We start from the raw sequence: 14,612 nt of genomic DNA on the forward strand, positions 1-14,612 counted from the left end.
CCACCGACCGCCCGGACGGCAGCGATGCCGCGCCCCCCAGCCCGCCCCAACCCCTGGTGTTCGACGCCTCCGCGATCGACGCCCTGGCACAGCTGTTCAATCCCGACAAGCTGCAGCAGCTCGTAACCCAATTTGCCAACGACAGCCTGCAGCGGGCGCGCAGCCTGCCCGCCCTGGCTGCCCAGCACGACTGGCTGACCATGCGTGCCGAAGCGCACAAGCTGTCCGGGACGGCGGCCACCTTCGGGCTGATGCGCCTGGGCTTCCTGTCGTCCGCCCTGTCGACCGCGCTCAAGGCCGCCGACGCCGCCCAAACAACCACACTGGCACAACAAATTGCAGATTGCGCGGAAGATGGCGTGGCACAGTTGCGCGCCTATTGCCCAGCGTGTTTTTCCCAAGCCTGAGCCCCGCCATGTCCCACGCAAGTCTGCAGCCCATTCACCCTCACTTGCTGGCGACCACCCACGCACAGAAGGTGCTGGTGATTGACGATGTGGAGATGAATGCCACGCTGATCGCCAGCGTGATCAGCACCTTGTGCGAGGTGCAGACCGCCACCTCGGGCACTGAGGGCCTGCAACTGGCCCTGCAGTACAACCCCGACCTGATCCTGCTGGACGTGCTGATGCCCGGCATGGATGGCTTCGAGCTGTTCCGCCGTCTCAAGAGCGAGCCACGCACCGCCCACATCCCGGTGATTTTCCTGACGGCCATCTCGGACATGAGCGCCGAGGAAGTCGGCCTGAACATGGGGGCCGCAGACTTCATTGCCAAACCTTTCCGCACCGCCGTGCTGCTGGCCCGCGTGCGCAACCACCTGGAGCTGGTGCGCCAGCGGCATCTGCTGGAGCGCCTGTCCCACAGCGATGGGCTGACCGGGATTGCCAACCGCCGCTACTTCAACACCATGCTGTCGCGCGAATTCAGCCGCATGCAGCGCCAGAACCAGCCCCTGGCCCTGGTGATGATCGATGTGGATGATTTCAAGGCCTTCAACGACCACTACGGCCACCTGCGCGGCGACGAATGCCTGCAGCTGGTGGCCCAGGCCATCGCCCAGTGCCTGCAGCGCCCCGGCGACATGGTGGCGCGCTACGGCGGTGAAGAATTCGTCTGCCTGCTGCCCAACACCCCGGTCTCCGGCGCCCTGAAGCTGGCCCACGACATCCAGACCGCGATTGCCGGCCTGCAGATGCCCCATGTGCAGGCCCAGGCCACGGATTTCGTCACGGTCAGCATGGGGGTGGCCGCGGCCACGCCGCAGGAAGTGCCCGGCAGCCACCAGTTGCTGGCCCTGGCCGATGCCCGCCTGTACCGCGCCAAGCGCGGCGGCCGCAACCGGATCATCAGCGAGGACTAGCCGGCGGCCGAGCGCCTAGCAGCGCCCACGCACGCGGCATTCGGGCACCACGTTGCCGTGGGCATCCCGCCACTGCAGCGGCGCCGTGGTGGCCTCGGGCGCGGCAGGTGCCGGCGCGGGGGCCGATGCGGTCGGGGCACTCTCAGCCCCGGGGGCGTGCAACACGGTGGACGTCCCCACCCCGGCGCCCACGTGCGCACCACCGCCGACCGGCACCGACGTACCCACGCCCGCATGCCCGGTCACCTGACCGCTGGAGCCCACACCAACGCCCACCCCCACGGGCCCGACACCCGTGCCTACCCCGGCCGACACACCGCCCGAGCCCACACCAACACCCACATTGAACGGCCCCACAGGCACACCCACCCCCACGTACGGGGAACAGGCGGTCAGGGCCAGCACGCCCAGCAGGCCCAGCCGGCGCAAAGAAACGGTGTGTGTATGCATGCCCCGATTGTGCGCGGCCCACGAAACCCTGCCAAACGCCGGTGTTCCAAGACTGGTGGCGCTACCGATGCCGACCACCGGACCCGGCACACCACGGTGATTGGCAAATTACATAGCACCATGCGCTTGATGGATAAGGGTCAATCCGCTTTTCAAGCATAAAAAAAAGCTCCAGCAGCCGGGGCTGCTGGAGCGGACGTGGTGGGACCGCGCAGCGGGCGGCTTACACCAGCAGGGCGTTCACGCGCTTGACGTAGGCGGCCGGGTCTTCGGGGATACCGCCTTCGGCCAGCAGGGCCTGGTCGAACAGGATGTGCGCCAGATCGTGGAAGTGCACGCTGCCGTCCAGCTTCTTGACCAGGGCATGCTCGGGGTTCACTTCCAGCACGGGCTTGCTGGTGGGCACGGCCTGGCCGGCCTGCTTGAGCATGCGCGCCAGCTGCTGGCTCATGCCGTCATCGGTCACCACCAGGCAGGCCGGCGAGTCCACCAGGCGCGTGGTCACACGCACGTCCTCGGCCTTGTCTTTCAGCGCTTCTTTGAGCTTGGCCAGTACCGGCTTGAAGGCTTCGGCGGCTTCCTCGGCGGCCTTTTTCTCGGCCTCGTCCTGCAGCTTGCCCAGGTCCACGGCGCCCTTGGCCACGGACTGCAGCGGGGTGCCGTCAAAGTGCGTCAGGTAGTTCAGCGCCCACTCGTCCACACGGTCGGTCATCAGCAGGACTTCAATGCCCTTTTTCTTGAAGACTTCCAGCTGCGGGCTGTTCTTCGCAGCGGCCAGCGTTTCGGCGGTGATGTAGTAGATGGCTTCCTGGCCGTCCTTCATGCGCGCCTTGTAGTCGGCCAGCGAGACCGTCACCCCGTCCGAGGTGGTCGAGGCAAAGCGCAGCAGCTTGGCAATGCGCTCCTTGTTGGCGAAGTCCTCACCCAGACCTTCCTTGAGCACCGCGCCAAACTCGGCGTAGAACTGGCTGTACTTGCCTTCCTTGGCCTTGTCCTCTTCGCTGACCACATCGGTCACGCCATCGGCCTCGGTCGACACTTCATGCTTGTCGTGCTTGGCCAGGTCTTCCAGCATGCCCAGCACGCGCTTGACCGAGCCGTCGCGGATCAGCTTCACGTCGCGGCTTTCCTGCAGCAGCTCGCGGCTGACGTTCAGCGGCAGGTCGGCCGAGTCGATCACCCCCTTCACAAAGCGCAGGTAGCCGGGCAGCAGCGCTTCGGCGTCGTCCATGATGAAGACGCGCTTGACGTACAGTTTCACGCCCGCCTTCTTCTCACGGTGGTACAGGTCGAACGGTGCCTTGCCGGGGATGTACAGCAGCTGCGTGTACTCGGTGTTGCCCTCGACGCGGTTGTGGCTCCAGGTCAGCGGATCGGCGTAGTCGTTGCTGATGGCCTTGTAGAACTCCTGGTACTGCTCTTCGGTCACGTCCTTCTTGGCACGGGTCCACAGGGCACTGGCCTTGTTCACGGTTTCCCACTCGCCGGTCTTGACCATGGCGCCGGGCTGATCGTTCTCGCCGTCCTTCCACTCTTCCTTTTCCATCAGGATGGGCAGGCTGATGTGGTCGGAGTACTTGGTGATCAGCTGCTTGAGCTTCCAGCCATTCAGGAATTCGCTGGCGTCGTCGCGCAGGTGCAGGATCACGCTGGTGCCGCGCGCCTCGCGGGTGATGGTTTCCACCTCGAAGTCGCCCGTGCCGCCGCTGGTCCAGCGCACGGCCTCGCTGGCGGGCAGACCGGCACGGCGCGACTCCACGCTGATCTTGTCGGCCACGATGAAGCCGGAGTAAAAGCCCACGCCGAACTGGCCGATCAGCTGCGAATCCTGCTTCTGGTCGCCCGACAGCTGCTCGACGAAGGCCTTGGTACCGCTCTTGGCAATCGTGCCCAGGTGCTCGATGGCCTCGGCCTGGCTCATGCCGATGCCGGTGTCGGTGATGGTGATGGTCTTGGCCTGCTCGTCAAAGGCGATGCGCACTTCCAGGTTCGGCTGGTCGCCATACAGGCTGGCGTCGTTCAGCGCCTGGAAACGCAGCTTGTCGCAGGCATCCGAAGCGTTGGACACCAGCTCGCGCATAAAAATCTCGGGGTTGGAGTACAGCGAATGCGTCACCAAGTGCAGCAGTTGCGCGACTTCGGCCTGGAAGGAATGGGTTTGCTTGCTCATGTTTTTCTATCGAGTTGCGTCTTCTGTTTCGATCCGTCACACCACGCCGGAAACCCGGCTCGCACCCCATATGCAGGCACTTGGTGGCAATTCAAGTCCCCCATAGCGCCCGCAGCTGTTGCCCCCAGGCAACGCTGACCCAGATCAACAAGAAAGTAAAAAAGAATTGTTATCAATCACGCTTAGAATTCGCGCCACCCCCTGCCCAGGGGCTTTTTTCATCGCGAAATTCCCATGTCCAACGCCACAAAACCATACAACAAGGCCGGACTGCACTGCGAACTCACCCAGCTGGCCTTGGCCACGGGTTTGTGCGTCGTCGGTGCATCCGCTTTTGCCCAAGACGCCACCCTGTCCACCGTCACGGTGCAGGAAAGCGCCACGCCGTCCCTCAAGGTCGACACCGCCCCTTCGGCCAAGTTCACGGCCCCGCTGCTCGACACCCCCAAGACGGTCCAGGTGATCAATGAAGAGTTGATCAAGCAAAGCGGCGCCACCAGCCTGCAGGAAGCGCTGAAGGCCACCCCCGGCATCACCTTCGGCAATGGCGAAGGCGGCAGCCCCACGGGCGACCAGCCCTTCATCCGCGGCGCCGACGCCCAGTCCAGCACCTTCGTCGATGGCCTGCGCGACATCGCCGCCGGCACCCGCGAGGTGTTCAACCTGGAATCGGTGGAAGTCATCAAGGGCGCCGACTCGGCCTACGCCGGCCGTGGCGGCGCGGGCGGCTCCATCAACCTGACGACCAAGAAGGCCAAGGCCGACAACTTCATCAGCGGCGACGTGGGCCTGGGCACCGACAACTACAAGCGCGCCACGCTGGACCTGAACCGCAAGCTGGGCGAGACCATCGGCTTCCGTCTGAACGCCATGGCGCACGACGCCGACGTGCCCGGCCGCAACGGCCCCGAGAACCAGCGCTGGGGCATTGCGCCGACCGTGACCTTCGGCATGGGCACGCCCACGGAAGTGACCCTGTCGTGGCAGCACCTGCAGACCGACAATGTGCCCGACGGCGGTGTCCCCTACCAATACACGAGCAGCCTAGTTACTGGTAAAGCCAGCAGCTGGGCCGGCAACCTGCCCGGCGGCAGCACCGTGCGCCCCGCCTACGGCAACAGCCGCGAAAACTGGTACGGTCTGACCAACCGTGACTACGAAAAGGAAAAGAGCGACCTGTTCACCGCCTCGGTCGAGCACAAGTTCACGGACGCCAACAAGCTGCGCAACACGCTGCGCTACAGCAAATCCAAGCAGGACTACGTCTGGACCCAACCTGACGACAGCAAGGGCAATGTCATCAACGGCTACGTCTGGCGCCGTGGCAATGCCCGCGTTTCGGAGACCACGACGCTGCAAAACGTGACCGAGTTCACCGGAAAGGAACAGACTGGCTCAGTCGGGCACAGCTATGCCTTCGGTCTGGAGTTGTCCAAGGAAAAGGCTGAAGTACGCTCTGCCGCCATCCAAAGCTCCAGCAGCTCCTGTACAGCGGTCAGCGATCCCTGGTGCACCACCTTGAGCAACCCCGGCGGTGCCAACGCGGCCTGGAACTTTGCCTGGACGCTGCCCGCGCAGCCCACGCTCAACCAGATCGACACCACGGCCCTGTACGGCTTCGACACCCTGAAGTTCAACGACCAGTGGCTGCTGAATGCTGGCCTGCGCGTGGACCACTACCGCCTGAGCGCCTCCGGCCCTGCGGGCGGACGCGGCGCCACGGCCTACCCGGCCTATGACCTCAAGCGCTCGGACACGCTGTACAACTACCAGCTGGGCCTGGTCTACAAGCCCGCCACCAACGGCAGCATCTACGCCAGCTTCGGCACCTCGTCGCGCCCCGGCGGCTCCACGCTGGGCAACGGCAACGAAGACCTGAGCACCACCACCAACGCCCTGGCCGACCTGAAGCCCGAGAAGACGCGCTCCATGGAACTGGGCACCAAGTGGGACCTGCTGGAGAAGAAGCTGGGGCTGACTGCCGCTTTGTTCCGCAATGAAGTCACCAATGTCCGCATCACCGAGAACGGCGTCACCTACATGGGTGGCAACAAGGTGGTCAATGGTGTGGAGTTGGGCTTCAACGGTCAGATCCTGCGCAACCTGAACGTCTTCGGTGGCTACACCTACATGGACAGTGAGCAAAAGGACCTGGGCCTGAACAACGTCGGTAACGGCCTGCCCTTCCCCAACACGCCCAAGCACAGCTTCAGCCTGTGGGCAAGCTACAAGCCCATGGCCAAGCTGACACTGGGTCTGGGTCTGTACGCCCAAAGCGATGTCGCCCAGGGCTATGTGCGCTCCAGCGTCGATGACGGCATCGTGACCAAGGGCGTGGCCGGCTACAGCCGCTACGACGCCATGGCCAGCTACCAGTTCAACCCCAACCTGGCGCTGCAGCTGAATGTGTACAACCTGACCGACAAGGTGTACTACACCGGCGTGCGTTCGCCACACTACGCCAACATCGGGGCCGGCCGCTCGGCGGTCGCCTCCCTGAAGTTCACGTACTAAGCCGGCACAACACCGCCTGCGCCCGGGTTGCATCCGGCGCAGGCGGCCGACCTTCCAGCCCCGCCAGCACCGGCTGCTGCGGGGCTTTGCCATAGATACTGCCCCTCCGCCACCGCGCCGAGGGCGGATTTTCTGAAAGGCTGCTGACCCCATGATGCTGCGCATCCCTTCCCTGCTGACCCCGGACGAAGTCCGCGACTGCCGCCAGGCCCTGGAACAGGCCACCTGGCAGGATGGCCGCACCACGGCGGGCAGCCTGGCCGTCAAGGTCAAGAGCAATCTGCAACTGCCCATCGACAGCCCCATCGCCGCCCAGCTGGGCCACCTGATCCTGGACCGCCTGGGCCGCAACCCTCTGTTCCTGTCGGCCGCGCTGCCGCTGCGCGTGCTGCCCCCGCGCTTCAACCGCTATGAGGGCGGCGGCACCTACGGCAACCACATCGACAACGCCCTGTTCGTCATCCCCGGCACCGCCATCAAGGTGCGCACCGACGTGTCCACCACCGTGTTCTTCAGCGACCCCGAGGAGTACGAGGGCGGCGAGCTGATCGTCGAGGACACCTACGGCCACCAGAGCGTCAAGCTGGCGGCGGGCGATGCCATCGTCTACCCCGGCACCAGCCTGCACCGCGTCAACCCCGTCACCCGCGGCACGCGCTATGCCTCGTTCTTCTGGACGCAAAGCCTGGTCAAGTCCGACGAACAGCGCCGCCTGCTGTTCGATCTGGACCAGTCCATCCAGCAGCTGACCGTGGACCACCCGGACCACGCCAAGCTGTCCGCGCTGTCCGGCACCTACCACAACCTGTTGCGCATGTGGTCCGAGGCCTGACACCCATGGCCGCCCTCAACGCCCTGGGCGCCACTGTGCGCCCCGCCTACGCACAGATCCCGCCAGACATCGCCCATGCCGCCGATTACGAGCGGCATGCCATCCACCATGTGGAGGCCCAGGCCTGGCAGCACATCCAGGGGGGCACGGACCAGGGCCTGACCCTGGCGCACAACCGCGCCGCCTTCGACCAGTGGCGCCTGCTGCCCCAGCCGCTGGCGCAACTGCAGCAGGCCCACACCCGCTGCACGCTGCTGGGCCAGCCGCTGCACTGCCCGCTGCTGCTGGCGCCCGTGGCCTACCAGCAGCTGGTGCACCCGGCGGGCGAGCTGGCCACCATCCAGGCCGCCATGGCGCTGCAGACCGGCATGGTGGTCAGCACCCTGTCCAGCCACACGCTGGAAGCCATTGCCGCCACCGCCGACCAGGCCACGCAGGAGCTGGGCCAGGGCGCACCGCGCTGGTTCCAGCTCTACCTGCAGCCCGACCGCCAGCACAGCCTGCAGTTGGTGCGCCGCGCCGAAGCCGCCGGCTACACCGCCCTGGTCTGGACGGTGGACGCCAGCATCAAGCGCTCGGGCTTCCCCCTGCCGCCCGGGGTGGAGGCCGCCAACCTGCGCGGCATGCCCAGCACCCAGCACACCAGCGCACTGCAAGGCCCCATCCTGTTCGGCACGCCGCTGACCCAGCAGGCCCCCACCTGGGACGACCTGCGCTGGCTGCGCGACCAGACCCGCCTGCCCCTGGTGGTCAAGGGCATCCTGTCCGCGGCGCAGGCCCAGCAGGCCGTCGCCCTGGGGGCCGATGCGCTGATCGTCTCCAACCACGGCGGCCGCGTGCTGGACGGCGTGGTCAGCCCGCTGGAGGTGCTGCCCGCCATCGCCCAGGCCGTCGGCCCCACCGTGCCGCTGCTGCTGGACAGCGGCGTGCGCCACGGCACGGACGTGGTCAAGGCCCTGGCCCTGGGTGCGCACGTCGTGCTGATCGGCAGGCCCCAGCTGCACGCCCTGGCCACGGCCGGCATGCTGGGCGTGGCCCACCTGCTGCACCTGCTGCGGGCCGAGCTGGAACTGGCCATGGCCCAGTTGGGCTGCGCCAGCGTGGAAACCATCACGCCCCAGGTGCTCTGGCAGCCGGCAGCGTCCAAGCAATAAAAAAGGGAGCTGCTTGCGCGCTCCCTTTCTTGATTTCAAAGCCTTTCGGCCTTGAACGGCTTGAAACACCAGCGCCAGGCGCTATGTTTTCAGCCGGTCTTACTGGTCGTCCTCTTCACGGCGGATCACCTTGACCGGGGCGGCCTTGCCCTTCAGGGATGCAGGCGCACGGTAGGTGCGGATGCCGCCCAGCGAACGGCGCTCTTCGCCCTCGCGGGGCTGGAAGGAGCGATCGCCCTGCGACTCGCGGCCACCACGGTCGCCGCCGTCCTTGCGCGGGCCCTTGCCAAAGCCGGGCTTGCGGTCGCCAAAGCTGCGCTCGGGACGGGGACCACGGTCCTGGTTGAAGCTGGGGCGATCCGAACGACCGGCGCCGCCGTCCTCACGGCGGGGACGATCGCCGAAGCTGCGTTCGGGACGGGGGCCACGGTCGTTGCGGTCGTTGAAGCGGGGGCGGTCCGAGCGGCCAAAACCGCCCTCTTCGCGGCGCGCAGGACGGTCGCCGAAGCTGCGCTCGGGACGTGGGCCGCGCTCGTCGTTGTTGAAGCGCGGGCGGTCCGAACGGCCAAAGCCACCTTCCTCGCGGCGTGGCGGGCGGTCGCCGAAGCTGCGCTCGGGACGTGGGCCACGCTCGTTGCGGTCGTTGAAGCGGGGGCGGTCGCCGCCGCCAAAACCGCCACTTTCACGGCGCGGGCCGCGCTCGTCGCTGTTGAAACGCGGGCGGTCCGAGCGGCCAAAGCCACCCTCTTCGCGGCGCGGAGGACGGTCACCGAAGCTGCGCTCGGGACGGGGGCCACGCTCGTTGCGGTCGTTGAAGCGGGGGCGGTCACCGCCGCCAAAACCGCCGCCTTCACGGCGTGGTCCGCGCTCGTCGCTGTTGAAACGCGGGCGGTCCGAACGGCCAAAGCCGCCTTCCTCGCGGCGCGCAGGACGGTCGCCGAAGCTGCGCTCGGGACGGGGGCCACGCTCGTTGCGGTCGTTGAAGCGGGGGCGGTCGCCACCGGCAAAACCGCCGCCTTCACGGCGTGGTCCGCGCTCGTCGCTGTTGAAGCGTGGGCGGTCCGAGCGGCCAAAGCCACCTTCTTCGCGGCGGGGGCGGTCGCCAAAGCTGCGTTCGGGACGGGGGCCGCGGTCGTTGCGGTCGTTGAAGCGGGGGCGGTCACCGCCGCCAAAGCTGCCTTCACGGCGGGGCGCACGTTCGTCGCGTGCACCACCACGGGGGCGGTCCTCGCCATCGCGGCGCGCACCGGCGGGCTTGGCGGAACGGGGGGCACCTGGCTTGGAGGGGCCCCGGGAATGGGGTTGGTCTTTGAAAGACATGTTGGCTCTTGGAGTTGGTCCGCTATTGTCCCCCCGCTGGCCCAGTTGTGCTCGGCAGGCCGCCGATGCCCACGCGTTTTACCCGACCGCCAGCGCCACCCGCTTGCCAGGGGCGAAGCGCCCGTCGCGCAGAGCCTGCAGGTCCATGACGCGCAGGCCGCCGTATTCCACGTGGATGGCACCATGCGCCTCCAGTGTGGCCAGGGCCTCGTTCACGCGCTGGCGCGACAGCCCCACCAGGTAGGCCAGCTCCTGCTGGGTGATGCGCAGCACCGAGCCACCACCGGGGTAGAGCACCGGGTTGAACAGCGCCGCCAGACTGCGGGCCACGCGCACATCGGGGTTGCTGATGCGGTCGATCTCGCGCGCGGCGATGAACTGCCCCAGGCGCTCATTGAGCTGGTTCATGATGAAGCGGTTGAAGCCCAGCGAGTTGTCCAGCAGCCACTGGAAGGTGTCGATGGGAATGCCGGCAATCACGCTCTTGCGCAGGGCCTGGATGTTGTAGCGGTAGGGCTCGCGCTTGATGCACGTGCCCTCGCCGAACCAGCCGCCCGGCGGCACGCCGGTGAAGGTCATGGTCATGCCGTCCACATTGTCGGCACTCATCTTCAGCAGACCGTCGATCAGCCCGAACCAGTAGCTCACGGGACGCCCCGCATGGCACACGAACTCGCCCACGCAGGCCTCGGTCACCTGCAGGCCGACCACTGCGCGCTCGCGCTCGTGCGGCTGCAGCAACTGCATCCAGGGAATGCCTGCAATCTCTTCCGGGGTGGCCAGGCGACGGCGTTGGTACAAGGTCGTGCGTGAAGTCATACACCCGAGCATGTGCGCAGACCCCGGCGCAATGCCATTCGGGTTTGCCACGACCAGTGGCACCGCCCTTGTCCGCAGTTCGTGATGCAGGTCAAAAACAGCGAACGCACGCAGAAAAAACGCCAAAACCCGCGTAATTACCCGATTAGGTCTTTCCCCTGAATGTCGTTGTAAAGACAAGAAAACGTCAAACCCCTGCCTACTATCGCCTCCATTGACTGGGTCGTCGCCTTCACGACGCACTCCATCGCCGAGTTCGAGATTGACAAGCTGTAAGGATTTGCAATGGTGACCACGTTTCCGCACCTGCTGCTCAAGCATGCCGCCGAGAGGCCCGACGCTGCTGCCCTGCGCGAAAAAGAATACGGCATCTGGCAGACGTGGACCTGGGCCGATGTGGCCCGGGATGCGCGCCACATGGCCTGCGGCCTGGCGGCCCTCGGACTGGCCAAGGGACAGAACCTGGCCTTCATCAGCGACAACCGCCCCCACGTCTACATCGGTTTTGTCGCCGTGCAGAGCCTGGGCGCCGTGCCGATTCCGCTGTACCAGGACGCCGTGGCCCAGGAGATGGGCTTTGTGATGCAGGACGCAGACATTGCCTTCGCCTTCGCGGAAAACCAGGAGCAGGTCGACAAGCTGCTGGAAGTGCGCGAATCGCACCCCGGCATCCAGCACATCATCTATGACGATCCGCGTGGCCTGCGCAACTACAACCAGCCCGGCCTGATCAGCACCGAGCAGCTCAAGCAACTGGGCGCCGAGTGGGACCGCAGCCACCCCGGCGTGTGGGACTCCATGGCCAAGGCTGTGCAGCCCGAGGACGTGTCCGTCATCCTCTACACCTCGGGCACCACCGGCAAGCCCAAGGGCGTGTGCCAGACCCACGCCAGCTTCATCGGCTCAGCCCAGGGCGGTGTCGAGGTCGATGGACTGACCCCGGCCGACAACATCATTTCCTACCTGCCCCCAGCCTGGGTGGGCGACCACCTGTTCTCGCTGGCGCAGTGGATGGTGGCGGGCTTCACCATCAACTGCCCGGAATCGGCCAGCACCGTCAACATCGACCTGCGCGAAATCGGCCCCACCTACTACTTCGCCCCACCCCGGGTGTTCGAAGGCATGCTGACCTCGGTCTCCATCCGCATGGAAGATGCCGCCCCGGCCAAGCAGTGGCTGTATGAAAAGTGCATGCAACTGGCCAAGCGGGTCGGCGCCGACATCCTGGACGGCAAGCCCGTCAGTGCGCTGGACCGCTTCAAGTACCAGCTGGGCGACCTGCTGATCTACGGGCCACTGCGCAACGTGATGGGCCTGTCGCGCATCCGCGTGGCCTACACCGCCGGCGCGGCCATTGGCCCCGACCTGTTCAAGTTCTTCCGCTCCATCGGCATCAACCTCAAGCAGCTCTATGGCCAGACCGAGACCTGCGCCTATGTCTGCATCCAGAAGAACGGCCACGTCAAACTCAACACCGTCGGCCAGGCGGCCCCCGGCATCGAGTTGAAGATTGCCGACAACGGCGAGGTGCTGGTCAAGGGCGTGTCGGTGCTCAAGGAGTACTACAAGCGCCCCGACGCCACGGCCGAAGTCATCGACGAGCAAGGCTACTTCCACACCGGCGATGCCGGCGTGCTGGACGAGGACGGCCACCTGCGCATCATCGACCGTGCCAAGGACGTGGGCAAGATGAACACCGGCGCCATGTTCGCGCCCAACTACATCGAGAACAAGCTCAAGTTCTTCCCGCAGATCAAGGAGGCCGTGTGCTTCGGCAACCTGCGCGACCAGGTCTGCACCTTCATCAACATCGACTACGAAGCCGTGGGCAACTGGGCCGAGCGCCAGGGCATCCCCTACGGCGGCTATGTGGACCTGGCCTCCAAGCCCCAGGTGCTGGAGCTGATCAGCGAATGCCTGGCCCAGGTGAATGCCGACCTGGCCACCGAAGCCGGCATGGCCGACACCCAGATCGCCCGCTTCCTGGTGCTGCACAAGGAGCTGGACCCCGACGACGACGAGCTGACCCGCACCCGCAAGGTGCGCCGCAACTTCATTGCCGACAAGTACGCGGTCCTGATCGATGCGCTCTACAGCGACAAGACCCAGCAATTCATTGAAACCCAGGTCAAGTTCGAAGACGGGCGCACGGGCAGCGTGAGCGCCACGCTGCAGATCCTCAACGCCAAGACCTATCCCGCATCCCGCGTCGCCGCCTGAGCCGCACCCAGAAAGCAGCAGCCATGACAGACAAGAAGATTGGGGATGTCATCCTGGACATCCAGAACATCAGCCTGCGCTTCGGTGGCGTGAAGGCGCTGACCGACATCTCGTTCAATGTGCGCGAGCATGAGATCCGTTCCATCATCGGCCCCAACGGCGCCGGCAAGAGCTCCATGCTCAACTGCATCAACGGCGTCTACACGCCCAGCGAAGGCTCCATCACCTTCCGCGGCCAGACCTTCTCGCACATGAACAGCCGCCAGGTGGCCGAAATGGGCGTGGCCCGCACCTTCCAGAACCTGGCGCTGTTCAAGGGCATGAGCGTGATCGACAACATCATGACCGGCCGCAACCTGAAGATAAAAAGCAACCTCCTGATGCAGGCGTTGCGCCTGGGGCCTGCAGAGAAGGAAGAGATCGCGCACCGCGAATTCGTCGAGCACATCATCGACTTCCTGGAAATCCAGGCCTTCCGCAAGACGCCCGTGGGCCAGCTGCCCTACGGCCTGCAAAAGCGCGTGGACCTGGGCCGTGCCCTGGCCATGGAGCCGCAGGTGCTGTTGCTGGACGAGCCCATGGCCGGCATGAACGTCGAGGAAAAGCAGGACATGTGCCGCTTCATCCTGGACGTGAACGACGAATTCGGCACCACCATCGTGCTGATCGAGCACGACATGGGCGTGGTGATGGACATCTCGGACCGCGTGGTCGTGCTGGACTACGGCAAGAAGATCGGCGACGGCGCCCCCGACGAAGTGCGCAACAACGAAGACGTGATCCGTGCCTATCTGGGCACCAGCCACTGACCCACCACGGAACACGGGAGACTCGCAATGGCATTCTTTCTGGAAACCCTGTTTGGCGGCCTGATGGCCGGCATGCTGTATGCCCTGGTGGCCCTCGGCTTCGTGCTGATCTTCAAGGCCTCGGGTGTCTTCAACTTCGCCCAAGGCGCCATGGTGCTGTTCGCGGCCCTGGCGATGGCGCGCTTTGCGGAGTGGATTCCGCAGTGGACCGGCCTGGAAAGCAAGCTGGTGGCCAACGTCGCGGCCTTTGTGATCGCCGCCGCCATCATGTTCGTCTGCGCCTGGGTCATCGAACGCCTGGTGCTGCGCCACCTGGTGAACCAGGATGCCGCCACGCTGCTGATGGCGACGCTGGGCATCACCTACTTCATGGAAGGCGTGGGCCAGACGCTGTTCGGCAGCGAGATCTACAAGATCGACATCGGCATGCCCAAGGACCCGGTGTTCGTGCTGGACTCGGTGTTTGACGGCGGCGTGATGATCAACCAGGAAGACGTGATCGCGGCCGTGATCGCCGCCTGCCTGGTGGCCGCCCTGTCCATCTTCTTCCAGAAGACCGGCACCGGCCGCGCACTGCGTGCCGTGGCCGACGACCACCAGGCCGCCCAGTCCATCGGCATTCCGCTGAACCGCATCTGGGTCATCGTCTGGTGCGTGGCCGGCATCGTGGCCCTGGTGGCCGGGATGATCTGGGGCTCCAAGCTGGGCGTGCAGTTCACTCTCACAACCGTAGCACTCCGCGCTCTCCCAGTGGTCATTTTGGGCGGTTTGACCTCAGTACCCGGCGCCATCATCGGTGGCCTGATCATCGGTGTGGGCGAGAAGCTGTCCGAGGTCTACCTGGGCCCCTATGTGGGCGGCGGCATCGAGATCTGGTTCGCCTACGTGCTGGCCCTGGTGTTCCTGCTGTTCCGTCCGCAAGGGCTGTTTGGCGAAAAGATCATCGACCGCGTCTGACCGG

Annotated in this window: 12 protein-coding genes; 8 read left to right on the plus strand and 4 right to left on the minus strand. The window is 65.7% G+C overall.

Annotated features, from left to right (window positions below; translation table 11 throughout):
• Both FYM52_RS15165 and FYM52_RS15170 read left to right on the plus strand, forming a co-directional pair.
• Positions 1–407 (plus strand): Hpt domain-containing protein (locus tag FYM52_RS15165; RefSeq protein WP_179954959.1); only part of this gene is annotated, 407 nt, incomplete at its 5' end.
• Positions 408–415: 8 nt separating this feature from the next.
• Positions 416–1,363, plus strand: a complete 948-nt coding sequence (locus FYM52_RS15170) for a diguanylate cyclase domain-containing protein (RefSeq protein WP_154164703.1) — start codon at positions 416–418, stop codon at positions 1,361–1,363.
• A 15-nt stretch (positions 1,364–1,378) separates the two neighbouring features.
• Here FYM52_RS15170 and FYM52_RS15175 read toward each other — a convergent pair whose 3' ends face one another.
• Positions 1,379–1,813: a hypothetical protein gene (locus tag FYM52_RS15175; protein WP_154164704.1), complete on the minus strand. Its 435-nt coding sequence runs from the start codon at positions 1,811–1,813 to the stop codon at positions 1,379–1,381.
• A gap of 223 nt (positions 1,814–2,036) precedes the next feature.
• Positions 2,037–3,983 carry a molecular chaperone HtpG gene (gene htpG, locus FYM52_RS15180; RefSeq protein ID WP_154164705.1) on the minus strand — a complete coding sequence of 649 codons (1,947 nt, stop codon included), beginning with the start codon at positions 3,981–3,983 and terminating at the stop codon, positions 2,037–2,039.
• 234 nt (positions 3,984–4,217) lie between these two features.
• Between htpG and FYM52_RS15185 the strand changes: the two genes are divergently transcribed.
• The 3 genes from FYM52_RS15185 (at position 4,218) to FYM52_RS15195 (ending at position 8,483) form a co-directional block, all read left to right on the plus strand.
• Positions 4,218–6,497, plus strand: coding sequence for a TonB-dependent siderophore receptor (locus FYM52_RS15185; protein WP_154164706.1), 2,280 nt, complete (start codon positions 4,218–4,220; stop codon positions 6,495–6,497).
• A 151-nt stretch (positions 6,498–6,648) separates the two neighbouring features.
• A complete protein-coding gene (locus FYM52_RS15190; RefSeq protein WP_043381884.1) occupies positions 6,649–7,329 on the plus strand; it encodes a Fe2+-dependent dioxygenase in 681 nt (226 codons plus the stop codon).
• A 5-nt stretch (positions 7,330–7,334) separates the two neighbouring features.
• Complete coding sequence (locus FYM52_RS15195; protein ID WP_154164707.1) at positions 7,335–8,483, plus strand: alpha-hydroxy acid oxidase; 1,149 nt, start codon at positions 7,335–7,337, stop codon at positions 8,481–8,483.
• A 99-nt stretch (positions 8,484–8,582) separates the two neighbouring features.
• Here the strand turns inward: FYM52_RS15195 and FYM52_RS15200 are convergent, their stop codons facing one another.
• On the minus strand, positions 8,583–9,803 hold the full coding sequence (locus FYM52_RS15200) for a hypothetical protein (protein ID WP_154164708.1): 1,221 nt from the start codon (positions 9,801–9,803) through the stop codon (positions 8,583–8,585).
• 78 nt (positions 9,804–9,881) lie between these two features.
• The gene (locus FYM52_RS15205; RefSeq protein WP_174435626.1) at positions 9,882–10,622 is read right to left on the minus strand and encodes a Crp/Fnr family transcriptional regulator; all 741 of its coding nucleotides are present in this window, start codon (positions 10,620–10,622) and stop codon (positions 9,882–9,884) included.
• Positions 10,623–10,907: 285 nt separating this feature from the next.
• Here FYM52_RS15205 and FYM52_RS15210 point away from each other — a divergent pair, with 285 nt between their 5' ends.
• From FYM52_RS15210 to FYM52_RS15220, 3 genes are read left to right on the plus strand one after another with little or no spacing between them, the layout of a single operon-like run.
• Positions 10,908–12,842: a long-chain fatty acid--CoA ligase gene (locus FYM52_RS15210; protein ID WP_154164709.1), complete on the plus strand. Its 1,935-nt coding sequence runs from the start codon at positions 10,908–10,910 to the stop codon at positions 12,840–12,842.
• Between the two features lie 23 nt (positions 12,843–12,865).
• On the plus strand, positions 12,866–13,651 hold the full coding sequence (locus tag FYM52_RS15215; protein ID WP_042419459.1) for an ABC transporter ATP-binding protein: 786 nt from the start codon (positions 12,866–12,868) through the stop codon (positions 13,649–13,651).
• 27 nt (positions 13,652–13,678) lie between these two features.
• Entirely contained in the window at positions 13,679–14,608 is a 930-nt protein-coding gene (locus tag FYM52_RS15220; RefSeq protein ID WP_042419456.1) for a branched-chain amino acid ABC transporter permease, read from the plus strand.
• Positions 14,609–14,612: the final 4 nt, after the last annotated feature.

Source organism: Comamonas sp. CAH-2, from assembly GCF_009668305.1.
Lineage (GTDB): Bacteria > Pseudomonadota > Gammaproteobacteria > Burkholderiales > Burkholderiaceae_C > Comamonas > Comamonas aquatica.